Origin of the sequence: Pseudoalteromonas luteoviolacea, assembly GCF_018100925.1 — a bacterium.
Lineage (GTDB): Bacteria > Pseudomonadota > Gammaproteobacteria > Enterobacterales > Alteromonadaceae > Pseudoalteromonas > Pseudoalteromonas obscura.
This window is the reverse complement of the sequence record NZ_JAGJEH010000001.1, coordinates 744,624-770,111: the sequence shown is the minus strand read 5'-3', so window position 1 is coordinate 770,111 and position 25,488 is coordinate 744,624. Positions and strand designations below refer to the sequence as shown.

The following is a 25,488-nucleotide window of genomic DNA, read 5'->3' as shown; positions in this document are numbered from 1 at the left end:
TTAGGTAAGAAGTTTAGGTAAGAAGTTTAGGTAAGAAGTTTAGGTAAGAATTTAACATAATGCATTTTGTATAAAAATTAACGCCCCAAATGCTTTTATAAAGAACCAAATTTTCACTAGGAAGAACGTTGTTTTGATGTTGGCTTATAAATTAATTTAGCATTTTTATGTGGATTTAGGTTATCTTGACATAGTATGATGTGTTCCTATAATTCTGGCAGTTAAATTTACTTAAATCAAGTGTTTCGGGCTTTTATGAGCTGTAGTTAAAACTTTTATTTAGAACAACAGGTTTTATGAACACATATGACTTTGTCATTCCGCGTAGCAAAAATAGGAGACAGAAAACACAGTGAGTGCGAAGCCTTATTTATATAATAACTAAAAATCGGCGTGATAATTAAAAACATAACTTTCAGTGATACTTTACTGAATATAATGACATACCTAAAATTTCTCCAATCCAGCTTGTATAACAAGCTATTGAACCTAAGCAATTGCTAAAACAGAAACGATAGATTTTTTGTGAGTTCAGTTTTTGAAACAGGCATAATGTCTATCAAAGAAGAATCATATTTAAGCTATCATTTGTTGGAGTCCTTAAATAAATAATCCCTTGGAAAGAGTTAGCACTCACTTAAGTGGCTGGTTTCTGTCTATACTTTAGACAAAAAATTATGATGCATAAACGCTATCGAGTAGACAATCGGAAAACATCATTTTCATTAATTTTTCTTAATTACCGAGATTGGACCAATTGCACTTGTCGTGATAGTGGCCATTCAGACTAGTTGTTTACAAAGTCGTATTGATCGTTGATTTTGTAAAGGTAAGCAGGTATGCCTATTTTGACTTTTAAATTCAATACTTATTCTTTATTTAACTATGGTTCATTGATGAGCTTATCTATACCAAAGGTCCAGTTATGAATCCAGGCTTTCTTGTTAGGGGCGTGTTATGGTTTATATAAGACTTAGGCCATTTGTAGGCTTGTTAATTCTTCTAACTTTCATCACCACGACTGGTTAGTTTTAAAAGCGTCTTTGCCTATTAAGATATTATGTTAATAAGCTTTCAAATATATAAAAACAAAGGTGGAACTGCTAGGGAAATTAAAATAATCTATTCCAAGGTATCCACCTATTGCTAGTACAAATATAACCCCCTGAACTGAGCGCTTTTCTTTAATTAAGATCGATTATAGATAATTGCAATTAATGGAGTCATGCGAAAATCATCGAATAGTTCTTTTGTTATAACTTCAAAACTCGCAATTAAACATAAGAGTACTATTAAATTCGCACTACTTTTGGTTGCTCTAATTTAGTTACACTTAGTTGTTGCTACGGATTGAAAACAATAAAGTATGATGTGTTCCTGAAGTAGATATGGTTCATGGATTATGACTATGGTTCAAAAATGAACCTATCACTTTTGAATTATAAAATTATTCGATATTTCACTAATTTGTGCTTGAAGCCAACCGTCCTATACGTTAACGTGCATGGTGAGGTAACTAATGAGGAATGAGAAATGAAACCTTGGAGTCCAGACAGTTGGAGAGACTTTCCAATAGTCCAACAACCTGAATATCCCGACAAAAAATTGCTGACAAACGTAGAGTCTGATTTAAATGCAGCGCCTCCACTTGTTTTTGCTGAAGAAACAAGAAGCTTGTATAAGAACTTAGCAGATGTATGTAACGGAAAAGCATTTTTATTACAGGGTGGAGATTGTGCGGAGTCATTTTCTGACTTTAGCGCAACAAATATAAGAGACACATTTAAGACTCTGCTACAAATGGCAGTCGTTTTAACCTACGGTGGTAAATGCCCAGTCGTAAAAATTGCACGAATGGCCGGACAATATGCAAAGCCGCGCTCTTCAGATTATGAAACAATAAACGGTGTTTCATTGCCATCTTACCGTGGCGACATTATAAATAATTTTGAGTTTACTGAAGACGCTAGGATCCCTGATCCAAACAGACTTATGAAAGCGTACCACCATAGTGCATCAACATTAAACTTATTGAGAGCTTTTGCTCAAGGTGGTTTAGCTGATTTACACCAAGTAAGTCGTTGGAATATGAGCTTTGTTGCAGCTAATCCTCTCAAAGATAAATTCCAACAAATGGCAAACCGAATTCAAGACGCTCTTGAATTCATGGAAGTTTGTGGCATTGACGCATCTGTGGCACCTAGCCTTAAAGAGACCCACTTGTACACATCCCATGAAGCATTACTTCTAGGCTATGAACAAGCGCTTACCAGAAGAGACCACTTGTCAGGGGATTGGTACGACTGTTCGGCTCATTTTGTTTGGATAGGTGAAAGAACTAGACAGCTAGATCATGCGCACATTGAATTCTTTAGAGGAATTAAGAATCCGATTGGTGTGAAAGTTGGTCCTGGTATGGATCCCGACGAGTTGATCAGACTTATCGATGCATTAAACCCAGATAATATTCCAGGTAGGCTAACGCTTATTACACGTATGGGTGCAGATGTATTACCAGAAAAGCTCCCGAATTTGGTTCGCAAAGTTAAAAGTGAAGGTCGCAATGTCGTTTGGTCTTCCGATCCAATGCATGGCAACACTGAAAAAGCGAGTACTGGCTACAAGACGAGAAGCTTCAATAATATATTGCGAGAGATTAGCCAATTTTTCGCGGTACATAAATCAGAAGGCACGTACCCTGGTGGCGTTCATTTAGAAATGACAGGGCAACACGTTACTGAGTGTATTGGTGGTGCATATGGCCTATCAGATGAAGATCTTGCTCAAAGGTACAGAACTCAATGTGACCCAAGACTCAATGCTGACCAAGTATTAGAGCTAGGTTTCTTAGTTGCAGACTTACTCAAAGATGCAAGAGATAGAGTTTAATAAAAAGCCGCGTTAAGCGGCTTTTTTAATATTTGTTTCGTGATAATCCGGCCTCAGCTATTATCTTCGCTGATATTTCCTCTACTGAAAACTTTGTAGAGTTTAGAAATGGTGTTTTATGCTTCTTAAACAACATCTCAACTTCCCTTACTTCAATTCTGCACTGTCTTAGAGAGGCATATTTAGAGTTGGCCATTCTTTCTTGTCTGATAGAAGCTAATCTTTCTGGGTCAATTGTTAAACCAAATAGTTTGTTCTTATGATCAATAAGAAATCGAGGAAAATTACCCTTCTCTAGATCATCTTCGGTGATAGGGTAGTTTGCTGCTTTGATCCCGTACTGTAGCGCAAGATAAAGGCTAGCAGGGGTTTTACCACTTCGACTGACCCCCACCAAAATAATATCTGCTTCATCATAATCTTTTATATTTGCACCGTCGTCATTTGCAAGTGCGTAATTTACCGCTGAAATCCGGAAATCATAAGTCTTTTCATGGATACTATGAGTTCTATGTACCTTAGGTACAGGTTTGACTTTTAACTCTCGCTTCACTATTTCACTCGCGTAAGACAAAAAGTCATAACAAACACCTTTAGAGGACAAAATAATATCGGACAATTCTGGATTCACGAATGTAAAAAACACTAAGGGTGGTTCTCCACTTGAATCCGCCAATTTATCAATAGTGGCTTTTACTGCTTGCGCTTTTTCCACAGATTCTATGAACGGTAGTGTTTTATGATCAAACTCTACAGGGAACATCGATAAAGTCGCATGCCCAAAAACTTCGGCTGTAATGGCAGTGCCATCTGATATATAAAAAGCTGTTCTCATCTTAACCTTTTCATTACTTTTTTAGTATTTTTTCAAGTCTTGGTTTACGTAGCTATACTTACCGTTGTAGAATGCCTTCGACCTAAAGGAAGGTCAATTAATCTCTCACATTTATTACAATTTGTTTTTGGAGACAGTTCCGTGCAAGACTACGTTCTCTGGTATCAAGAATTGGGTATGCAAGACGTACCTCGAGTTGGTGGTAAAAACGCTTCTCTAGGTGAAATGATATCTAACCTTGCTAACGCTGGTGTACAAGTGCCTGGTGGTTTCGCAACCACGGCAGAAGCTTTTAATGAATTCCTTGAGCAGTCAGGGCTAAACGAAAAAATTCACACCATTTTAGACACCCTAGACGTTGAAGACGTCAACGAGTTGGCAAAAGTAGGTAGCCAAATCAGACAATGGGTAATCGACACTCCTTTCCAACCAGAATTAGACAACGCAATCCGCGAAGCATATTCAACCCTCCATGGCGATCAAAGCAATGACGTTTCATTTGCTGTAAGATCTTCTGCGACAGCTGAAGATATGCCTGACGCTTCATTTGCGGGACAACAAGAAACTTTCTTAAACGTACGTGGTATTGATGCAGTAATGGTCGCTATCAAGCACGTGTTCGCATCTCTTTTCAATGACCGTGCAATTTCATATCGTGTACACCAAGGCTATGACCACAGGGGTGTTGCGCTTTCTGCCGGTATTCAGAGAATGGTCCGTTCAGACAAAGCATCTTCTGGTGTCATGTTCTCGATCGACACTGAATCAGGTTTTGAAGATGTTGTATTCGTTACATCAAGTTACGGTCTTGGTGAAATGGTTGTTCAAGGTGCTGTAAACCCAGACGAATTTTATGTTCATAAGCCAACTTTAGCAAACAATAAGCCTGCTGTTGTACGTAGAAATATTGGTTCCAAAGCGATCCAAATGATTTACTCGTCTGACGAATCTCATGGCAAGCAAGTTGAAATTGTGGATATGGATCCTGCACTTTCAAATAAATTTTCTATCACAGATGAAGAAGTGCAAGAGCTGGCCAAGCAAGCTGTAATCATTGAAAAACACTACGGCAGACCGATGGATATCGAGTGGGCCAAAGATGGTAATGATGGCAAGTTGTACATTGTTCAAGCTCGCCCAGAAACAGTACGTTCAAACGAAGATTCAAATGTAATGGAGCGTTTCCAGCTTCAAGAAAAATCTGAGATTGTATGTGAAGGCAGAGCGATTGGTCACAAAATCGGCACTGGTGTAGTAAGAGTATTATCATCTATTGATGAAATGGACAAAGTACAGCAAGGCGATGTACTGGTTACAGACATGACTGACCCTGACTGGGAACCAATCATGAAACGCGCTTCTGCTATTGTTACAAACCGCGGTGGAAGAACATGCCACGCTGCAATTATTGCTCGCGAGCTTGGTATTCCTGCAGTTGTAGGTTGCGGAAATGCAACTGACACAATTAAGCACGGAGACGCAGTAACAGTGTCCTGCGCCGAAGGTGATACAGGATACATTTATCAAGGTCAGTTGAAGTACGAAGTAATTTCATCTCGTATTGATTCAATGCCTGACTTACCTTTGAAAATCATGATGAATGTGGGTAACCCAGATCGTGCATTTGACTTTGCTAAGTTACCTCATGCGGGTATTGGCTTAGCGCGTCTAGAGTTTATCATTAACAGAATGATCGGCGTTCATCCAAAAGCACTTATTAACTTTGATACTCAATCGCAAGAACTTAAATCTGAAATCGAAGATATTATTGCTGGTTATGAGTCACCAGTAGAGTTCTACATTGCAAAATTGGTTGAAGGTATTTCTACATTAGGCGCTGCGTTCGCACCAGAAAAAGTTATAGTTCGTATGTCAGACTTTAAGTCAAACGAATACGCGAACTTGATCGGTGGCCAACAGTATGAGCCGGAAGAAGAAAATCCGATGATCGGCTTCCGTGGTGCATCTCGTTATATCTCAGAAGATTTCAGAGAGTGTTTTGCTCTTGAATGCGAAGCTATCAAACGCGTCCGTAATGAAATGTGCCTAACAAATGTTGAAATCATGATTCCATTTGTTAGAACGTTAGAAGAAGCAGCGAAAGTTATCGAGCTTCTAGAAGAGCACGGCTTAAAACGTGGCGAGAATGGTTTGCGTGTCATTATGATGTGTGAGCTACCTTCAAACGCATTATTAGCAGACGAATTTTTAGAGTATTTTGATGGCTTCTCAATTGGTTCAAATGACCTTACTCAGTTAACTCTTGGTTTGGACAGAGACTCAGGCCTTATCGCGCATCTGTTCGATGAAAGAAACCCCGCAATCAAAAAGTTACTGTCTATGGCTATAAAAACAGCCAAAGAAAAAGGTAAATACGTCGGTATTTGTGGACAGGGTCCATCGGATCATGAAGACTTCGCCGCTTGGTTAGTAGAGCAGGGTATTGACACCGTATCTCTTAACCCTGACACAGTATTAGAAACTTGGTTGTATTTAGCTGAAAAGTTCAACAAATAAGTATTCTCACACTGCGCCTAGATATCTAGGCGCAGTTTTCTAAACACTTCAACACTTCAACACTTCAACACTTCAACACTTCAACACTTCAACACTTCAACACTTCAACACTTCAACACTTCAACACTTCAACACTTCAACACTTCAACACTTCAACACTCTATCGTGTGATGATCTACGATTTAATTATTTCACAATAAAATTAACGGTGCTAAGACCAGCATATGTACGATGTGTTCTTTTAGTGTTTAACGCATGAACTGTCCAATTATCATGCTCTTGATACTAATGAAGATTCTTAATAGCTAATTTAACATAACTAATATCATTAATTATCGACTACCATTATGCGAAAAGGGTTCGGTTTTTGTAACTCTAGTTGCTGCAACTTAGATATAGAATTGTCTGAGAAAACATGGCCTTTGGGCAATAGCATAATTCCTTGCGCATTGTGCATGGCTAGACCGAGCTCCATTCCTGGCTTAAGTTGCTGCGCTGTTAAAATGCTCATACTACCTACTTTATCAGTCTCTTCCTGATCTTTTGACAGCACGCTTAATAGAGATTCAACCACTTTAGGGTGATAAAAACTGCCACTGTACATTTTGATTATCTCTAAAGCATTTTCTTTGCGCTCGCCCATAGGTCTTTGACTTTGATACATGTGCTCCATGTAATCTCGAGCAACTGCGAGTACTTGAGCACCTATGGGGATCTCTTTGCCTTTTAAACCTTTGGGCACGCCTTGACCATTGTACTTTTCAAATTGACTATAGATAGCTTCGGCAACATCGCTCAAATGCTGAGCTGGCATCAGCATTAGTTGAGCAGTTGAAGGGTGGGTTAAAAATAGCTTCTTCTTTTCGCTGTCTAATTCGTGGAATGGCTTTGCATATAAACTAGGATCCATTGCCAACAAGCCGACTTGTGAAAGATAACCGGACATACGCACCATATCGGCTATTTCGGCGCTTAGTGATAAGCCTTTTGCTACCTGATAACACAACTTAGCGATATTCTTTGCTTTGTCAGCGTCCAAGTGGGGATTCGCATTGATAAAATTATAAAGTAGCTCAACCGTGCTTCTATGTTCTTTTTTTTCGTTTTCGTTCGCCGCTTCAAGCTGTTTAAGTACTTGTCTTATTTGAGAGGTTCGCTTTTCTACCAGGCTTTCTAAGTTGGTATTTAGTTCTTTAAGTTCTTCGTTTTGAGACTGAATTTTTTTCTGCAGCGCATCATTTTGTTTTTTAAGCTTTGTAAGCTCAGCAGCCTTGTTTATCTCCCGTACTAATTGTTCATTGTTCCAAGGCTTTTGCAGATAACCATGTATTCCACCACTGTTAATTGCATTGATGGTATCTTGTATATCTGAGTAACCGGTGAGTAGTATTCTTCTCGCGTCCGGTGAGATAGCTTTAGCATGAGTTAAGAATTCAGCCCCATCCATATTTGGCATTCTCATATCGGAAATAATCACATCAAAATCAATTTCACGAACACGATCGAGTGCTTCATTCCCAGATTGAAAAAGCTCTGCTTTTATTCCATTTTGTCTCAATAACCTACCTAGTGACTTCAATACACTTTCTTCATCATCAAGACAAAGTACAACAATCGGCTCATCATTCATTTATTAAATGTGCTCCTACTCACCATTATTGATTTGTTATTAGTTTTAAAATTAGACTAAACTTTAATAAGAAACAACAAAATAGGCACACTTTGATGAAAATAAAATCGACGAATGTGTTGATATTAGATGACGACAAATTGATCCTTCGGGCACTCTCTAAATCATTGTCTCGCGTACTTGGAATAGATAACGTAGTAACGCTAAATGACGCCACATTGGTCGACCATTATTTGACTAACTCAGAAGTCGAATTCAATTTGTTTATCACTGACTTTCAAATGCCTTTTTTAAACGGCGTGGACGTACTAAAAATTGTGCAACAGCACAGCCCCAAAACAATTAGAGTATTGATGTCTGGTGATTTAGAACATTTACAAACTAATTCTAAAAATATACCGGCTAACTTATTTCTTCCAAAGCCTTTCTCAATCGGTGACATTAAACATTTGGGCAACCTTTTAGACCAAATTGGCAAAGTGCACTTTGAAGAAGAAGCGCAGATTCAATTGGGGCTTATCCCTTATATTCCAGTACCAGATGAGAAAACATGCTCAGAAATTATTAGCAATGGTTCCACCGGCAATCACCAACTAGATAAATTAAATGAGACTGTTTGCTTCGACACTAAAGCTTCGCAACTTAGCAGCAAATGTCTCGAGATTACTTACAAGTTAATCCATATTCTTGAAGCCATAACAGATCAACTGATCGACACTGTTGGTTTGAATAAGATAAGGGCTGCGTTTCAGCACTACTACGATTGGGCTGCGCGTTCTTATAGATTCGCAATTCACAACGCCGTTCACCAAGAGGATGCTGAAGATATCTTCCATATAGTGTTAAGCTATGTTTTAAATCACATATTTCGTGATTACCTTCACGAAATTTCAATGAAAACATACGAAATTCAATTATTAGATCGCTTTGCTATTATTTGGGGAGTCGACCCAACCATCGTTGAAAAGAGGCGTACTATACTTAATGCTTCCGACTTGTCGTCCAATGACCTCATCAGTTCGGTTTCATTAAATTGCCTCGACAGCAAAAAAGCTCAAGACATATTCGGGTCTGATAACGCTGACATCCAATCTTTGACTAGGTATTTGGACGGTTCGAAACAAGAAAATAAAATCAAAGAGAGTATATTATGAAAGGTGTTATTTTTCGCTGCTTGGAAGAACTTGTTATCGAAACAAAAGGAATGGATTTGTGGGAAGAACTTTTAGAGCAGCATTGCCCCAGTGACAGAGTCTATATTAGTGCACAGTCTTATCCGGACGAAGAGCTTGTCGCTTTAGCTACAAGCGTTTCAAAAACTCTAAACTTGAGCATGCCGGAGACATTAAAAGCGTTCGGGACTTACTTGTTTTCGTTTCTAGCAAAAAAACATACTTCAATCGTTAATGAGTTTCATAGTTTCGAGCACCTTATACTGTCCATAGACAAGGTGATCCACAGTGAGGTTCAAAAACTGTATGATGAGCCAAATTTACCAGTGATTGACGCAAGTGTATTGGACTCAGAAACAATCAAGTTAATATATAATTCGCCTCGGCAGCTTTGTTTTTGCGCTGAGGGTTTAATTTATGGTTGTGCCCAGCATTTTAATGAAAGTGTTGATATACAACAAACAACTTGTAGCCATCACGGTGATTCAATGTGTACTTTCATTATAAAACACGGCTAGCTATGCAAAATTATTACAAAGCGTACATGAGAGAGAAGCAAGCACGAGATAAATTAGAAGAGTTGCTAGAGGAAAAAACAACAAAGTTATATGCACTTAATGTAGAACTTGAGAAAAAGTTAGAACTATTAGAACGTCAACAAGTCGCTGTAGTACAGTCAGAAAAAATGGCGACCTTAGGTACGCTTTCAGCTGGCGTCGCACATGAAATAAACAACCCTCTAGCGTACCTTACTTGTAACATAGACACACTCGCTGTCTACTCAAAAGATATGAATGACTATTTGTCCCTAACAAGCAAATATATAAAGGATGAAGTTTCCCGAGACGAGTTTTTTGAGCAATTTCATAAGCTACAAAAAACTACAGACATTGCAGAATTAATCGAGGACCTTAGCGATATTTCTCAAGATTGCAAAGAAGGGTGTGAGCGGATCAGCGCAATAGTAAAAAACTTACTCGACTTTGCCAAACCTAAAAGCGACAGTTTATTAGAGTTTGAGGTTTCTGACGTCATTGAGCACGCTACACAATTGTTAGAGAACAAACTTAAGCTCCTGCAGCTTGATGTAACTTGCGAGCAAAACCTACTACTAAAAGGCAGTAAACCCAATTTAACCCAAGCGTTGATCAACACTCTAGTTAATGCGGCCCAGTCATGCGCTAAAGTAAAAAACGCTGATCCGTCGTTTCGAGGAACAATCCAAATATCCGCCTACAAGTCAAATGATAAAGCCATTATCAGAATAAAGGATAACGGCGCAGGCTTAGAAGAAGCTGATATAAATCGCGTATTCGACCCATTTTATTCAACGAAACCATTAGGAGAGGGGACTGGAATGGGCTTAGCTGTGGTATATGGCATCATTTCAAATCACCATGGTACGGTATCAATCAGCAACAATCCTGATTCTGGTGTAACTCTTAACCTTGAATTACCGCTGACTATTTAGCCTAAGCCCCTGTCTACAAAAGCCTATTTATAGTTAGACATTAGACATAAGTCTAATGTCATTCACTTAACATTCAACCAAGTATTTTGAAAGTCCCTGCGCAAAGTCAATTTCACGAAGATTTAATGATTAATTTATATAACCAATAAATATAATATATAACCATTTTAAATTTACGTGCACGTAAACTTTCGCATAACTTTTTTTAATGCGAAAGTTTACATTTAGACCTACTTCAGACACAGATATTAATTAACCAACTGTTATATATGCAATAGTATAAGATTTTACCTAAAAAAGAGATGAATTGGATTCATACGTTGGTTTTCAGTGCGAAAATTAATTTATTTCATATAGCCACTTTAAAAGCAGTACATAAGTATTAACAACCAGAAAAAGATGCTCATTATTTAACCACAGCAACATTGACGTGTTTAATTTCTATGTTAGCTTTATTTAACAAATGTTAATCACAATTAATGTAAAGGTTGGTGATAAAATGAAAATGAGAAATCATATTATAAATGCGCTCAAGTTGAGCTCGATAGCAATTGCAATTAGCACAACGTATGCACATGCTTATGACTGTACTGGATTAGCCGATTGGCAAAGTGGATCTACTTACGTAGGCGGTAATCAAGTCGTTCAAAACAACGCTGCCTATGAAGCAAAATGGTGGACACGATCAGAGCCAGCATCACATTCAGGCCCAAATCAGGAGTGGAAAAAGCTTGGCGATTGCGCCGGTTCAGGTGTAAATAAGCCTCCGGTAATCAGTCAGTTAAAACCAATCGACGGTTCTGAATTTAACCAAAATGACAGCGTTGCCATTAGCGTAAATGCAGTTGACGTTGACGGAAACGTTAACCGAGTTGAGTTCTATGTTGATAACGCACTGATTGCGACTGACTCAACTGGTACAGCCGATGTATTCGACACAAACTGGACCGCGGGCCAACCAGGCCAGTACCAAATAAGCGCAAAAGCATTTGATGACAAGAACGAAGCATCAAATGTTTTGACAAACCTGCTAACGGTTAAAACGGCGACGCCAGTCAACGAAGCGCCCGTTGCAACACTTGATATCAAATCTAAACCAGTTGAGCTAGTGGTAGGTAGTCAGGTAGTTTTCTCACTTTCAGGGACTGACGCTGATGGAACATTAACCAAACTAAGTTTTGCTGTTAATGGAACTGAAGTATTAGCCACAAACGGTACAGCTTCAGACCATACTTGGGTAGCCGAAGCTGATGGAACTTACAACTTCACTTTAACTGTGACTGATAATGACAACGCTGTTACGAGTGTTACCACTCAGCTTCAGGTAGGTGCTCAAGTTCCGGGCGATAGAGATGCATGTAAGCCAGACGGTCTGTACCAAACTCCGGGCGTAAATACACCTTACTGTACAATTTACGACGCCAATGGTCGCGAACTGATGGGACCGGATCATCCTCGCCGTGTAATTGGTTACTTCACGAGTTGGAGAAACGGTGCAAACGGCCAACCATCATATCTTGTTAATGACATCCCTTGGGATAAAATTACTCACATCAACTACGCATTTGCCCATGTCGATGCAGGTAATAAAGTATCAATTGGCGATCCAAATGCAGCAGGAAATCCAGCTACCAACATGGAATGGCCAGGCGTAGCAGGTGCTGAATTAGACCCAACACTACCGTACAAAGGCCACTTTAACCTACTTAACAAATACAAAAAGCAATACCCTGATGTTAAAACGCTAATCAGTGTTGGTGGGTGGGCTGAAACCGGCGGTTTCTTCGGGCCAGACGGCAAGCGTGTTAACAGCGGTGGTTTCTACACTATGACTACTAACGCTGACGGCTCTGTTAACAATGCAGGTATTGAGACGTTTGTTGCCAGTTCTGTTGAGTTTATCCGCAAGTATGGATTTGACGGTGTTGATATCGACTATGAATATCCTTCTTCAATGAAAGACTCTGGCCACCCAGATGATTTCCCAATTTCGAATGCAAGAAGAGCGGGCCTAAATGCATCTTACCAAGTATTAATGAAGCGTCTTCGTGAAGAACTTGATAAAGCAGGTCAGCAAGACGGCGTTCACTACATGCTAACAATTGCATCGCCATCTTCTGGGTATTTGTTACGCGGTATGGAAACTTTCCAAACAACTAAGTACCTAGATTACGTAAACATCATGTCTTATGACTTACACGGTGCTTGGAACTCACACGTTGGTCACAATGCGGCGCTATACGATACAGGTGAAGATTCAGAGCTTAAAGCATGGGATGTGTATGGCACCAAAGAATTTGAAGGCATTGGCTACTTAAACACTGATTGGGCTGTTAAATACTTCCAAGGTGGTTTGTCTGCTGGTCGTATTAACATTGGTATACCTTACTATACTCGCGGATTCCAAAACGTTCAGGGCGGTACAAATGGCCTATGGGGACAAGCTCCGCTACCGAATCAGGCCGACTGTCCTCCAGGTACAGGTTCTGGTGAAAAGAACAAATGTGGCAATGGCGCGATAGGCATTGACAACCTTTGGCATGACAAGAACGATGTAGGTCTAGAAGTACCCGCGGGTTCAAACCCTCTATGGCATGCAAAGAATTTACAAAACGGAGTTGTACCTAGCTACCTAGCTGCATACGGATTAACACCGGATACGGATCCTGCGGACCAGTTAACTGGTACATATGCTCGCCACTATGACTCGGTAGCAGTTGCACCTTGGCTATGGAATGCACAAAAGAACGTCTTTATTTCAATTGAAGACGAAGAGTCCATGGGTACAAAAGTTGATTACGTTATTAACCAAGGCTTAGGCGGCATCATGTTCTGGGAGCTAGCTGGTGACTTTGATTATGACGCAGCTAAAGGCGAATATTTCATGGGTTCGAGCATGACAACACTTGCATATGACAAGTTTAAGCAGTCAGGCTCACAATATGATATTCACAGAGGCGATATAGCATTCCAAGTACCAACTGAGCAGGTTGATGTTTCATTCGAAGCTAAAAGCTTCCCTGTTGGCGACGACAATTACCCAATAGCACCGACATTTGCGTTTACCAACAATTCGAATATTGACCTCTCTGGCGCAAAAATATCATTCGATGTGCCGGTGTCAACGTCTGCAATATTTAAGTCTAATTGGAACGCCCAAGAAAAACTTAAAATGGCAGTAGACGTAAACAACTCCAACGCGGCAGGTAACAATATCGGTGGTTTTGACAATGATTTCCACAGATTCTCAATTACATTAGTGAACGAGTGGGGTAATACGCCTAAATCATTGTCGCCAGGAGAAACTATCAATGCACAAGTGATGTATTACATGCCGGTAACAGGCCCAGTTAACTTCACTGCTGAAAAAGATGGCAAGCGTTACGCATTTAAGTTTGAACATCCTACGCTACCAGCTGCAAAACCAGGTGATGGTAACGGTGGCCCAATCACTCACTGTGAAGGTACACCTATTGCGGATATCGTAGTTTACCCTACATTCCCACGTCAAACCCATGCCGGAGCAGGTGATTTAATCATCGATGGAAAAGGCGTATACAAGGCGAAATGGTGGAGTAATAAACAACCATCTACGAGCTCAGACTACCAAAAAGTCTGCTCGCTTTAACTAAAAGTCGGTGGAGGGCTACCTCCACCATCCATTTGAGTACTTAACAAAAACAACATGTAGTCAATAAGGTGAGCGAAATGAAAACTATAAAAGGAAAGGTATTAACCTCTGTTTCTGTCGCATGCACAGCGTATTTGTCATTGCATTCTGTGAACGTTGCAGCACACGGCTTTATGGATCATCCAAAAGCTAGACAATCCATATGTGAAGCCCAAGGCGGTTATTGGTGGCCAGATGACGGCTCAAATATTCCGAACCTTGCTTGTCGAGCGGCGTTTTTAGAATCAGGTTATGTACAGTTTGTTCAAGAACATGAATTCGCCTCTCTAATTGCTGACTACAATAATCAAGCAGCCGTAGAAGCCGCGGTGCCTAACGGAACACTTTGTGCTGCTGGCTCAAATGAAAAACGAGGTATGAACCTACCTCACACAGACTGGCAAACAACAGACATCAAACCAAATGCAAACGGAGATGTTGCTGTACGATTTCGTGCCACGACACCTCACAACCCAAGTTTTTGGAAGTTTTATCTAACTAAGCCAACCTACAACCCAACTACAGATCTTTTAAACTGGACTGACCTAGATCTAATCACTGAAGTTGGCAACATAAATTTTGTTACGGACCCTGACGGTAAAAAATTCTACGAAATGACTGTTAACATTCCACAAGATAGAAGTGGCAGAGCAGTATTGTACACACGTTGGCAACGCAACGACGTCGCGGGAGAAGGATTTTACAATTGCTCTGATATAAATATCGTGTCAGACACGCAACCAGTAAATTGGTATTCCGCTGGCTATTTCATCAAACAAGGACAAGATGCCAATGCCGGAGATACAGTATGGGCACGTATTTTTGATGCAAATGGGCAAGAAATAGTTAAACAATCTCTAAAAATAACAACGACGAACGCCGCTAATTGGCAAACAGATTTAGCAACCACGCTTAACACAAATTACGCGACTGATGTGCAGGTTGGCGTTAAGGATGCGGCAGGCAATGTAAACTTCGACCAAAACAACTTACTTAGTAATGAAGTTTATGTGGCTGATGCAGCACATACATATAACTTAACAATCCAAGTTAAGCAGCCAAATACGCCACCAACAGTACATAAACCAGACCCTATCGTTATGAATGAGCTCACTGAAACACAGCTTCATGTTCATGCTTTTGACGAACACACGATGGATTTGACATACACCTGGGACGTGCCTAGCGGCCTGACATATACAGGAACTGGCGCAACCATAACACTCAAAGCGTCTGATGTCGCAGCGGATACAAACTATACGATAAATATCAGCGTCTCGGATGGAGAGCTTTCATCAACGACTACAGCAGACATCACAGTTAAAGATGTCGTTAGTGCGCTAAAGCCTTGGAGTAAATCCAAAACTTATGTAGCAGGCGACAAGGTGAGTCACAAAGGTGTTGATTACGAAGCTAAATGGTGGAACAGAGGTGAAGAGCCTGGCACCACGCAAGTTTGGAAAAAGATTTAAACAGATGTAAAGGTCACTCCAATTTATTGGGGTTTGGATATAACATGTAAAATAAGGTTGAGATAGTAATGAAAATTAATAATTTAACTGCAGCTATAGGACTGGCTCTAATGTCTACTGGGCTCATGGCAGCGCCTTCAGCACCACAGATCAGCTGGGAACCACAAACTTACTCTTTTGTAGACGTAAATCTAGAGGGTAACGGTTCATATAAACAGATTGTACAAGCTAAGGATGTGGTCACAGTAAACATTAAGTGGAATTCATGGAGCGGTACTGGCGGCGATAGTTACAAAGTCTATTTTGATAATCAAGTTGTAAACCAAGGCTCGTTGGCAGCTGGCACCAAAGGCGGGACAGTTACTTTCCCTTACACTAAATCAGGTCGTCATACGCTTTATCTAGAAATATGTGATGCGACAGGTTGTGCAAAAAGTGCAGGGAAGCCAATTGTGATTGCTGATACTGATGGTGGTCACTTACAGCCATTGACAATGGATGTAGATCCAAATAATGCCAATAACGGTACTATTCCAGGTATGGTTACAGGTGCGTATTTTGTTGAGTGGGGTATTTATGGTCGTGACTTCGACGTATCAAATATTCCAGCACACAACTTATCTCACTTGCTTTATGGTTTTATTCCAATTTGTGGCGCTAATGAATCTTTAAAAGAAATTGAGAACGGAAACAGCTGGCGCGCATTGCAAAAAGCATGTGCTGATTCACAAGATTATGAAGTAGTAATTCACGATCCGTGGGCTGCGGTACAAAAGACACTTCCAGGTACGGATAACAATGATCCTATCCGTGGTACATATGCGCAGCTAATGGCCCTTAAACAACGTTATCCAGACCTTAAAATCCTACCTTCAGTGGGTGGTTGGACACTTTCGGACCCGTTCCATGGCTTTACTACTAAAGCGAATAGGGACACTTTCGTTGCTTCAATGAAGCAGTTCCTTAAAACTTGGAAATTCTACGACGGTGTAGACATTGACTGGGAATTCCCAGGTGGCGATGGTCCAAACCCAGGTCTAGGCGATCCAGTCAATGACGGCCCTGCATATATAGCATTAATGCAAGAACTTAGAGTAATGTTGGACGAATTGGAAGCAGAAACGGGCCGTAAATACGAGCTGACTTCTGCGATTGGTTCAGGTTATGACAAAATTGAAGACGTAGACTACCAAGTTGCTCAACAGTACATGGACTATATCTTCGCTATGACCTATGACTTTTACGGCGGCTGGAACAATGTAACAGGACACCAAACTGCTCTTTACTGCGGTTCACATCTAAGCCAAGGCGAATGTGACGGCACTGGATTAGATGACAACGGCGAGCCTAGAAAAGGTCCTGCCTATACACTTGATAATGCTGTTAAGGCGCTACTAGCACAAGGTGTAAACTCGAAAAAAATCGTTGTTGGTGCAGCTATGTATGGCCGTGGCTGGGATGGAGTACTAGATTCAAATACGACAATTCCAGGTAACCCAATGACTGCGCCAGGTAACGGAAAATACTCAGGCTCAACCAGTGAAGGTGTATGGGAAGCGGGCATCATGGACTATAAAGCCATTGCTAAAAACCTAGTTGGCGGCGGGAATGGCATTAACGGGTTCACAGTTGGATACGATGAGCAAGCTGAAGCGGCATGGGTGTGGAATAAGTCGAAAGGAAAACTACTTACTTACGATAGTCCTCGTTCAGTTCTTGCAAAAGGCCAGTACGTTAACCTTCATAATTTAGGCGGCCTATTCGCTTGGGAAATCGATGCGGATAATGGCGACATCCTAAACGCTATGTATGACGGCTTAACTGGTGGCATGCCAGTAAACAGAGCGCCAGTTGTAAACGTTGACGCGAACCTGACATTAAATTCAGGTCAAGCGACTAACTTAACCGTTAATGCAACTGACCCAGAAGGACAAGCGTTAACTTATGCTTGGTCAGCTCAAGGGTTAACATTAACAGGTGCAAACACTGCAACAGTGGGTATTACTGCACCAACAGTAACTACTGATACAACTTATCAATTGAAGATTGTTGTGACAGACGACCAAAATGCCGCGACTGAAAAGACAGTTTCGGTACTTGTTAAGGCAGAAGTGCCAGCTGGTGCTCCCGTCGTACAGCCTATTAGTAACGCGACAGTTGAAGAAACCAAATCAGTGAACGTATCGGTTGTTGCAACTGATCCGAACAATGATCCTCTAACGTACACTTGGAGTGTTCCTGCTAGCTTAACTGTAGTTGGTCAAGGTTCTTCAGTATCTCTAACCGCAGGCGAAGTAGCACAAGATACTACGGTCACTGTGACTGTTGATGTATCAGATGGCACATATACAACTTCATCTTCGTTTGACGTAACTATCAAAAACGTAGATGTAGGTGCGGCTCCATGGGATGCAAACACTGTATATGTTGGCGGTGATAAAGTTTCACACAATGGCGCATTATATCAAGCTAAATGGTGGACTAGAGGTGAGGAACCTGGCAAAGCGCAGGTTTGGAAAGCGCTTTAATGAATCTTCATTATCGGATTGATATTGATGACGGTGTCATCAATTGACCTAAGGATAGGCCAACCTCAAAAAACAAAGGTGCGGAGCACCTTTGTTTTTTTCTACAAATAAATCATAATAAATTTATAATTCCACCCAGAAAAAGAATGTGAAACGACTAATACTTACACTTATTTTTATAACAAACTTCGCACATTCTGCCCCCAACTGTAAGTCAGAAAAAAAAATCGGAATTGGCGGCAATTGGCCTCCCTACATCACATATAAAGATGATGTACCAAACGGTGTAGATATCGCAATCACAAAACTTGTATTTGCAGAAGCAAAACTATGCATTCAGTTTTTGCGTTTGCCCAGTTCAGCTAGGGGACTAGTCGAGCTCTACAAAGGATTTGTCGACGTTCTTCCCTCAGCTAGTTTTAACATTGAAAGAGCGCAAAATGCCCACTTTACCATACCGTATAGGCGAGAAAGAATGCGCCTATTTACGAGGTTAGACTTACCACCTGTTAAAAGCCTGACAGAGTTGTTTGCCGAAGAGTACACATTTGTTACTAACCCCGGTGCATACTACGGTGAAGAACTTAAACAAATTTTGCAAATTGCCTGGTATCGACAGCGTTTAGTTGAAGTTTCTAGTGCATCTAGGAGAATGGAACTCGTAAATAAAAAGCGAATCGATTTTCTAATTGAAGATGAATATAGTGGCTATTACTATATTAACAGGCTGGGATACGACGGGTTAAGGTTACACTCATATATCGTCAATGATAATGCAATACACTTTATGCTCAGCCGAACAAACTTCTCAAAAGAAGAAATACAAGCAGTTAATGATGCTATTCGCAGGTTAGAGCCAGAAATAAACAATATTCTAAAAGAAGCACAGCCCAAGGGGTTTCGCTAGGAGGTATATTTGAACTATTTAACCATATTCGGTCTTCTCATAATTTCCTTATCATCTTCAGCGGAAGAAAAGCCTTATACGATGGATAGCTACTTGCCGCCTATAAATGTTTATGAGTTTTATCGAGAAGATAAAATAAGACCGCAAAAAAGCGATTTTAAAATTAAAAGTACTATCGCAATGTCAAACGAGGATGGAAACCGAGCCGTACTTGTTAGCATTGAAAACCTTTCTTCAGGGCGAAGGATACTAGAACCAGAACAAATAGTTGTCATGTATGCTAACGGTGATGTCACAAAACTTAGCTCATTACCAAAAAAAATTACTGTTGATGGCGGCGCCAGCGTAAACATGACCATAGAGCTAGGTTACAATATTTACCCCATTATATCAGTTTTAACTTCTAATAATCTGAAGCAGTAATTATGAACCCCTACATAGACAAACTATATAACCTAGCTACAAAATCAGAACGTATTATTATTGGTCTAATGAGCGGAACGTCATTAGACGGTTTGGACATCGCAGTATGCAAAATCTCAGGTCACGGTAGGGACACTTATTGCGAGGTATCTCACTTCGCAACTATAGCGTACGACAAAGCGACTAAATCGAAAATTTTGAATGTGTTTGCAAAAGAGCAAGTAGACCTAAAATACCTTACATTGCTTAACCCTTGGATAGGGGAGCTGCATGCAAAGTGCATCAACGAGCAACTGCAAAGTTGGAACATAGACAGCAAAGACATCGATTTGATTGCAAGTCACGGACAGACAATATACCACTGTCCAAACAGCTTTCATGAATACCATGATTTTAACAATGCAACTTTGCAAATAGGTGATGGCGATCACATCGCGGTAAATACAGGGATAATTACGCTCTCTGATTTTAGGCAAAAACATATTGCGGCGGGCTATGAAGGTGCCCCCTTAGCCCAATATGGAGATTACTGCCTGTTTGCTAATGAAAAACGGCACACATTACTATTGAATATAGGCGGCATCGCGAACTTTACTTTGATCAAAAAAAGTAGCCTAGGTAACGATTTGATCTGTTCAGATATTGGCCCAGGTAATACCATTATGGACCAGTATGTTCGAAAACACCTCAATCTAGAATATGATGAAGACGGCCGTTTTGCTGCCTCAGGAAGAGTAAGTGAACCATTACTACAAGCACTATTAGAGTTGGATTTTGTTAGCCAACCCATGCCTAAAACAACTGGTCCCGAGTTATTTAACTTGTCTTTAATCGAAAGTACTTTAGATGCTTTGGGTCTCGGTCAACTTGCCCATCAGGATGTACTGGCCACATTAAACAAATTTACTGCGCTATGTATCGTAAAACACGTTGAAATACTCGGCATAGATTCTGAATTAGACATACTTGTAAGTGGTGGCGGGGCATATAACGCTTTTTTGATAACGAGCATTAGAAACTTGCTAGTATCGGACATAAATATCACTGTTGTGGATCAAAACGGTATTTGTGCAGAATCTAAAGAGGCTGTGTTATTTGCTATTTTAGCGAATGAAGCTGTTATGAATGGGGATCGGAATACAGACAGTTCCAGCTTAACAATGGGCAAAATATCACTACCTTTGTAGCGCCAACCCATTCAAAACGTCATTTTTTAGTTCAGATAGCTTAGTAGTTAAAGTCTTGAAAAACGGTTGATTACTTTTTGATGACTGCTCTACTGTGTCTTTTCCATGCAGTGGATGCGTAAGTTCTACTTGTGCGTCTACTATATTTTTAACGCCGCCGGTATCACCAATTAAACTAAGCTGTGTCATGTAGCTTCCAGCTTGCCCACTACCTTGCAAGATCAACTCGACAGATCCGCGCATAATATCCATATCATCCAGCTGTAACCTACCACTAAAGTTCACATATCTAGCATCTAAGTGTGTCGCAGTAATAATTAACTTGTTGCCGCTGACCGCGTCACTAGGTAACAAACAATCAAGAACAAGCTCTTCACCTTGCGTATCAAATACGATTTCATCTAGCGCAGACGCCTTACCAATTGGAAACAGGGGATCTGTGTGTGTATAAAGTTCAAATTGAATGGTTCTAGTATTAGGCATTAGTGAGTACTGAAAAATTAAAACAGTTATATTGTGACAATGCTTTATTGCAATAGTATGAACAAAGCCTCGGCGACTTTGTAAAAGTCTAGCCGAGGCAAAAGTGAGCTCGTGATAATTAACGAACAGCCAGCATAATTAGGCCTGGTACCACGAAGAAGGAACCAAGTACATAGCCAAATGCTGCAGTTTTATTCCTAGCACCAACTTCAGCAAGCTTTTCAGCACACTTAATTGGAATTTCACGAAGTAGTGGAAGACCGTAGATAAGGCCTACTGCAAACACATTAAACATGACGTGCACAAGCGCAACTGTTAGAGCAACTTCACCTGCAGGGCCAGTGATAGATGTCGCTGCGAGTAATGCAGTAATCGTTGTGCCGATGTTAGCACCTAGGGTGAAAGGGTAAATTTGGCGTGTAGTGAAAACACCGCTACCTGCTAGAGGGATCATTAAGCTTGTTGTTGTTGATGAAGACTGAACCATAACGGTAACTACTGCACCTGAGCTGATCCCTGCAACCGGACCACGGCCAATTGCACCATGTAACAAGTCTTTTGCTTTACCTACCAACGCTTGCTTAAGAAGCTTTCCTAGTGTTGTTACAGCAAATAAGATTAACGCAATACCAATAACAACCATTGCAATACCTGCGGCCTTGCCGTCAAGGAAACTTACACCATCTTTAACAATACCAACTGCTGGTTTCACTAAAGGCTTAATAAAGTTATAGCTCTTGATTGATAAGTCCGCGTCGCCAACAAAAAGGTGTGCCAAACTTGCAGAAAACTTTTCTAACAAGCCAAACATGATTTCCAATGGTAAGAAAATGGCAACCGCAAATAAGTTAAAGAAGTCATGTACTGTTGAGGCCGCAAATGCACGTTGAAACTCTTCTTTTGAGCGAATATGACCAATTGATACAAGTGTATTTGTGATCGTAGTACCAATGTTCGCACCCATAATCATCGGAATCGCGATTTGCAGTGGCAAACCACCAGCAACTAGACCGACTATTACAGACGTAACAGTAGAAGAAGATTGGACAAGGGCCGTAGCAAGTGCACCTAATAAAAGCGCAACAAATGGGTTAGTAGCAAAAGCGAAAATTTCTTTCGCACCTTCAGAACCGCCGGAAGCAAGTTTAAAACCACCACTGACTGTACCTACTGCAACTAGCACTAAATAAACAAGAAATGCTATCGCACCCCAGGTTAGTAACTTTGATGGTAATGACTTTTGGCTATATTCACTCATTGATTTATCTCATTTTGTCAATGCCATTTTTTATGGCATTTTGATGACGTTTTTGTTTCAGGACGCATTTAAACAAAGAAATATGACAGAAATATTTCAGTCACGGTAATTGTACCTAGAAACGATTACCAATTAATGTCCGTCGTCAAACAATTTGCTATAAATGGAACAGCTCAATTTGCTATATAGCTGTTTTGACGTATTTTTATCAGATTTTGTTGTGTTACAATCATTTACATTAGAAGTTTTGCTAAACAACAATCATTCTCAGCCTCCATATTTGCTACATGATTGAGGGTTAGCATTGTTGAAAAAGGTAAAGAGAATAAGTAATGCGCTGTTTTTTGCTGATAATGCTGTGTTTTTTTTGTACAACCATACAAGCTAGCCCTCTTTCAGATATGAAATCGAGCAGTGTTACTAAACGCACTCAAGTCTTACCGTTAAATCATGAGGCTATGTTTTTTTTCGATTATGAGGATAAATTTCGCAGCGCTTTTGATTTTGAACATCACACTAACAGCTTTCGACCACTCAACGAGATAAACAAAAAGCCCAAGATGGGAATATATTCTAAGTGGGCGTATATAAAACTAAACAATTCGAGTGACCAAAAAAATTGGATGATGTCGTTTGGCTTTCCTCGTCTGGCAAAACTATCCGTTTATAAAAAAACACCATACGGTTGGCAGGATTTATTAAACCTAGATGAATCAGACCCTTTCAGTAAAAGGCCGATCCAAGACCCTCAGATGTATATTCCGCTAGAGCTGGATTTTGGCGAAAACATTTACCTTATTGAATATCAGACTTTTGCCAATGCGCCAGCCAACATAAGAGTCCATACGCCTGAGAACTTTCTTAAAGAATCCCATAAAAGCCTAATCACCAACGCCAGTCTGACCGGTGTAATCGCCGCAATTTTGCTCATCGTATTAGTCAATTTGTTTTTCAATAGAAATAGCACAAACGTATATTACGCAGCTTGGACATTCTTATTCTTTCTAATTGTTGTGGATACAGCGGGCTTCAGCTTCCAATACTTTTGGCCCGAACACAATGCGTTTTCAGGTCAGTTTTCGATTTTCTTAATGGCCACTGTGCCACTCTTTCACCTTTTATTTGTAAGAGGCTTTTTACAACTCAAGCACTACCACCCAACGCTTAATAAAGTCTATTGTGTTTTTATATGCTTATACGCGATGTTAGTGCCAACAGCGCTGATTATTAATAGTGTGTATTTTAATCTCATTCTTAGTACCGTTGTAATACCTGTATTTGTATACACCTGCACCTGGAGTTCGAAACAAAAAGGCCCAGGTATGCGAACCTTCACCTTTAGTTTGATTAATCACTTATTGTTTCTGAACATTTTCACAATAGTTGGTGCCAGCTACGGAAACTTGATCGATGTTTTCGACATTACATCCTTTATCAAAATTGGTTACTTAATCGAAGTTTTATTGTTTACCATTGCCCTTGCGCTTCAGCATAAGTCTTTACAATCTAGACTTCTCAGTCAGTTACAGCATCAGGTTCATGCTTTAAACCAAACCGTTAATACAAAGCATCAAGAAGTGAACGACAAAGAAGTTCAACTTAAAGAAAAAGAAGAAAAGCTGTTCACTGATCTTTCTCACGAGCTTAGGACACCATTAACTGTAATGAAGATTCAAGTTGAGTCCCTGCAATACAATATCGTCGAGAACGTCCAAGATTCTTATAATAAGCTAATGACTAAAATCGATGAGCTAAACACTTTCATTGATCAGCTAATGCTCGTGACAGACGACAAAGATATTGCTTCTTTGTTAAATAAAGTGCCAACCAACGCCAGAGTTTATGTCAACGAAGTTTTTCAAACCTGTCTCAGTGAAGGAGACCCAAAAACTTCTAAGTTTTCAATTACCAATAAATTAAGTGATACAGTATCCATCACTTTGGACAAGCAAACGATACAAAATGCGGTATGTGAAGTCGTTAAAAATGCATTGCGATTTGGTGGTGAAGGGGTAGAAATATCTCTCAATACGCATGTACACAATGATAACTTAATAATTCGAATCGAAGACTCAGGTATGCCGTTGTCATATGAAGCGCATCAACAATTATTTCAACCTTTATTTAGAGAAGAGGTATCTAGAAGTACACTTATGGGTGGTAAAGGAATGGGATTAGCGGTGTGCAAAAAGATAGTCGAATCCCATAATGGAAAGATTGAATCTCATAACAGCCTACTCGGTGGCCTGTGTATTGAAATCTCATTACCGATGGACTCAAGAGCAACGACCGTGTTATCTCAATAGATTAGCCGTAGCGCATTTTACTCTTTGCGCTATAACTTACTATACAGTAGAATCCTTCGTTCAATTTTTTGGGCGTTAAATATGAGCAGTATACAGTTTTGGGAAGCTAAGTCTTTAGCTGATATGTCCCCTCAGGAGTGGGAGTCAATTTGCGACGGGTGTGGAAAGTGTTGTCTTCATTCATTTATTAACAGCGATGAAGAAGAAGAGCATTTTGAAAGCACAGACGTACTCAGAGAGGGAGAAGAGCTGTTATATACAAATGTCATTTGCCAATACAGCGATATTAAAACTGGTGGCTGCACACGCTATAGCGAGCGACAGACATTGGTGCCCACCTGCGTTCAATTAACCAAAGACAATCTTAAAGATATTTTCTTCATGCCCCAATCATGCAGCTATAGAAGGCTTTACGAGGGGAGGGGCCTTGCATCATGGCACCCACTCAGGAATAACGGCTCCAAAAAGCTAATGCATGACCTAGGCGTCAGTATTCAAAATAAAGTGGTAAAAGAGACAGAAGTAGATTTAGAAGAAGATTTCGAAGAGCATATCGTAGAATGGCCTGAGCACGATTGTGATTAAACCGTATAACCTTTTTATTGGTTAGTCGCTAGTTTGTTTATCTAGCACACTGAGCACGCAACCTCGCTGTGTTCAGTGAAAAATACGTATTTCAATCAACCTCTACGTCATTTCTTCCTCGGACCAAATCAATTTTTTCAATTTTATCTCCCTGT

General features: G+C 40.2%; 17 protein-coding genes. 13 read left to right on the top strand and 4 right to left on the bottom strand.

Features of this window, described 5'->3' with window-relative positions; all coding sequences use genetic code 11:
- The first annotated feature begins 1,533 nt into the window (after positions 1-1,533).
- On the top strand, positions 1,534-2,889 hold the full coding sequence (locus tag J8M00_RS02905; RefSeq protein WP_211008859.1) for a class II 3-deoxy-7-phosphoheptulonate synthase: 1,356 nt from the start codon (positions 1,534-1,536) through the stop codon (positions 2,887-2,889).
- 25 nt (positions 2,890-2,914) lie between these two features.
- Here the strand turns inward: J8M00_RS02905 and ppsR are convergent, their stop codons facing one another.
- The gene (ppsR, locus tag J8M00_RS02900) at positions 2,915-3,724 is read right to left on the bottom strand and encodes a posphoenolpyruvate synthetase regulatory kinase/phosphorylase PpsR (RefSeq protein WP_211008858.1); all 810 of its coding nucleotides are present in this window, start codon (positions 3,722-3,724) and stop codon (positions 2,915-2,917) included.
- Between the two features lie 141 nt (positions 3,725-3,865).
- On the opposite strand from ppsR, the gene ppsA reads away from it, so the two are divergent.
- Positions 3,866-6,241 (top strand): phosphoenolpyruvate synthase, encoded by a 2,376-nt coding sequence (gene ppsA, locus J8M00_RS02895; RefSeq protein ID WP_211008857.1) that lies wholly within the window; start codon positions 3,866-3,868, stop codon positions 6,239-6,241.
- Positions 6,242-6,569: 328 nt separating this feature from the next.
- Here ppsA and J8M00_RS02890 read toward each other — a convergent pair whose 3' ends face one another.
- The gene (locus tag J8M00_RS02890; RefSeq protein ID WP_211008856.1) at positions 6,570-7,871 is read right to left on the bottom strand and encodes an HD domain-containing phosphohydrolase; all 1,302 of its coding nucleotides are present in this window, start codon (positions 7,869-7,871) and stop codon (positions 6,570-6,572) included.
- Positions 7,872-7,966: 95 nt separating this feature from the next.
- Here J8M00_RS02890 and J8M00_RS02885 point away from each other — a divergent pair, with 95 nt between their 5' ends.
- From J8M00_RS02885 to J8M00_RS02845, 9 genes are all read left to right on the top strand, one after another.
- Positions 7,967-9,025 (top strand): response regulator transcription factor, encoded by a 1,059-nt coding sequence (locus J8M00_RS02885; protein WP_211008855.1) that lies wholly within the window; start codon positions 7,967-7,969, stop codon positions 9,023-9,025.
- Positions 9,022-9,561, top strand: a complete 540-nt coding sequence (locus J8M00_RS02880; protein ID WP_211008854.1) for a heme NO-binding domain-containing protein — start codon at positions 9,022-9,024, stop codon at positions 9,559-9,561. Before J8M00_RS02885 ends, J8M00_RS02880 begins: the two co-directional genes overlap by 4 nt.
- 2 nt (positions 9,562-9,563) lie before the next feature.
- The gene (locus J8M00_RS02875; protein WP_211008853.1) at positions 9,564-10,514 is read left to right on the top strand and encodes a sensor histidine kinase; all 951 of its coding nucleotides are present in this window, start codon (positions 9,564-9,566) and stop codon (positions 10,512-10,514) included.
- 499 nt (positions 10,515-11,013) lie between these two features.
- Positions 11,014-14,142 carry a glycosyl hydrolase family 18 protein gene (locus J8M00_RS02870; protein WP_211008852.1) on the top strand — a complete coding sequence of 1,043 codons (3,129 nt, stop codon included), beginning with the start codon at positions 11,014-11,016 and terminating at the stop codon, positions 14,140-14,142.
- Positions 14,143-14,222: 80 nt separating this feature from the next.
- Complete coding sequence (locus tag J8M00_RS02865; RefSeq protein WP_211008851.1) at positions 14,223-15,656, top strand: lytic polysaccharide monooxygenase; 1,434 nt, start codon at positions 14,223-14,225, stop codon at positions 15,654-15,656.
- 68 nt (positions 15,657-15,724) lie between these two features.
- Positions 15,725-18,184 carry a glycosyl hydrolase family 18 protein gene (locus J8M00_RS02860; RefSeq protein WP_211008850.1) on the top strand — a complete coding sequence of 820 codons (2,460 nt, stop codon included), beginning with the start codon at positions 15,725-15,727 and terminating at the stop codon, positions 18,182-18,184.
- Positions 18,185-18,332: 148 nt separating this feature from the next.
- Positions 18,333-19,091, top strand: coding sequence for a substrate-binding periplasmic protein (locus J8M00_RS02855; protein ID WP_348772539.1), 759 nt, complete (start codon positions 18,333-18,335; stop codon positions 19,089-19,091).
- A gap of 9 nt (positions 19,092-19,100) precedes the next feature.
- Positions 19,101-19,514, top strand: a complete 414-nt coding sequence (locus J8M00_RS02850) for a hypothetical protein (RefSeq protein ID WP_211008849.1) — start codon at positions 19,101-19,103, stop codon at positions 19,512-19,514.
- Between the two features lie 2 nt (positions 19,515-19,516).
- Complete coding sequence (locus J8M00_RS02845; RefSeq protein WP_211008848.1) at positions 19,517-20,701, top strand: anhydro-N-acetylmuramic acid kinase; 1,185 nt, start codon at positions 19,517-19,519, stop codon at positions 20,699-20,701.
- On the opposite strand, the gene J8M00_RS02840 is transcribed toward J8M00_RS02845, so the two are convergent.
- Positions 20,690-21,184 (bottom strand): hypothetical protein, encoded by a 495-nt coding sequence (locus J8M00_RS02840; RefSeq protein WP_211008847.1) that lies wholly within the window; start codon positions 21,182-21,184, stop codon positions 20,690-20,692. The two genes, J8M00_RS02845 and J8M00_RS02840, sit on opposite strands and share 12 nt — an antisense overlap.
- A gap of 118 nt (positions 21,185-21,302) precedes the next feature.
- On the bottom strand, positions 21,303-22,442 hold the full coding sequence (locus J8M00_RS02835; RefSeq protein ID WP_211008846.1) for a Na/Pi symporter: 1,140 nt from the start codon (positions 22,440-22,442) through the stop codon (positions 21,303-21,305).
- A 332-nt stretch (positions 22,443-22,774) separates the two neighbouring features.
- On the opposite strand from J8M00_RS02835, the gene J8M00_RS02830 reads away from it, so the two are divergent.
- Both J8M00_RS02830 and J8M00_RS02825 read left to right on the top strand, forming a co-directional pair.
- Entirely contained in the window at positions 22,775-24,748 is a 1,974-nt protein-coding gene (locus tag J8M00_RS02830) for a sensor histidine kinase (protein ID WP_211008845.1), read from the top strand.
- 81 nt (positions 24,749-24,829) lie between these two features.
- Complete coding sequence (locus tag J8M00_RS02825) at positions 24,830-25,333, top strand: YcgN family cysteine cluster protein (RefSeq protein WP_211008844.1); 504 nt, start codon at positions 24,830-24,832, stop codon at positions 25,331-25,333.
- Positions 25,334-25,488: the final 155 nt, after the last annotated feature.

Bases quoted from the DNA above. Each gene is read 5' to 3' on its own strand.
- J8M00_RS02905 (WP_211008859.1), top strand. From the start codon at position 1,534: ATGAAACCTTGGAGTCCAGACAGTTGGAGAGACTTTCCAATAGTCCAA.
- ppsR (WP_211008858.1), bottom strand. From the start codon at position 3,724: ATGAGAACAGCTTTTTATATATCAGATGGCACTGCCATTACAGCCGAA.
- J8M00_RS02890 (WP_211008856.1), bottom strand. From the start codon at position 7,871: ATGAATGATGAGCCGATTGTTGTACTTTGTCTTGATGATGAAGAAAGT.
- J8M00_RS02885 (WP_211008855.1), top strand. From the start codon at position 7,967: ATGAAAATAAAATCGACGAATGTGTTGATATTAGATGACGACAAATTG.
- J8M00_RS02880 (WP_211008854.1), top strand. From the start codon at position 9,022: ATGAAAGGTGTTATTTTTCGCTGCTTGGAAGAACTTGTTATCGAAACA.
- J8M00_RS02875 (WP_211008853.1), top strand. From the start codon at position 9,564: ATGCAAAATTATTACAAAGCGTACATGAGAGAGAAGCAAGCACGAGAT.
- J8M00_RS02870 (WP_211008852.1), top strand. From the start codon at position 11,014: ATGAAAATGAGAAATCATATTATAAATGCGCTCAAGTTGAGCTCGATA.
- J8M00_RS02865 (WP_211008851.1), top strand. From the start codon at position 14,223: ATGAAAACTATAAAAGGAAAGGTATTAACCTCTGTTTCTGTCGCATGC.
- J8M00_RS02860 (WP_211008850.1), top strand. From the start codon at position 15,725: ATGAAAATTAATAATTTAACTGCAGCTATAGGACTGGCTCTAATGTCT.
- J8M00_RS02845 (WP_211008848.1), top strand. From the start codon at position 19,517: ATGAACCCCTACATAGACAAACTATATAACCTAGCTACAAAATCAGAA.
- J8M00_RS02840 (WP_211008847.1), bottom strand. From the start codon at position 21,184: ATGCCTAATACTAGAACCATTCAATTTGAACTTTATACACACACAGAT.
- J8M00_RS02835 (WP_211008846.1), bottom strand. From the start codon at position 22,442: ATGAGTGAATATAGCCAAAAGTCATTACCATCAAAGTTACTAACCTGG.
- J8M00_RS02830 (WP_211008845.1), top strand. From the start codon at position 22,775: ATGCGCTGTTTTTTGCTGATAATGCTGTGTTTTTTTTGTACAACCATA.
- J8M00_RS02825 (WP_211008844.1), top strand. From the start codon at position 24,830: ATGAGCAGTATACAGTTTTGGGAAGCTAAGTCTTTAGCTGATATGTCC.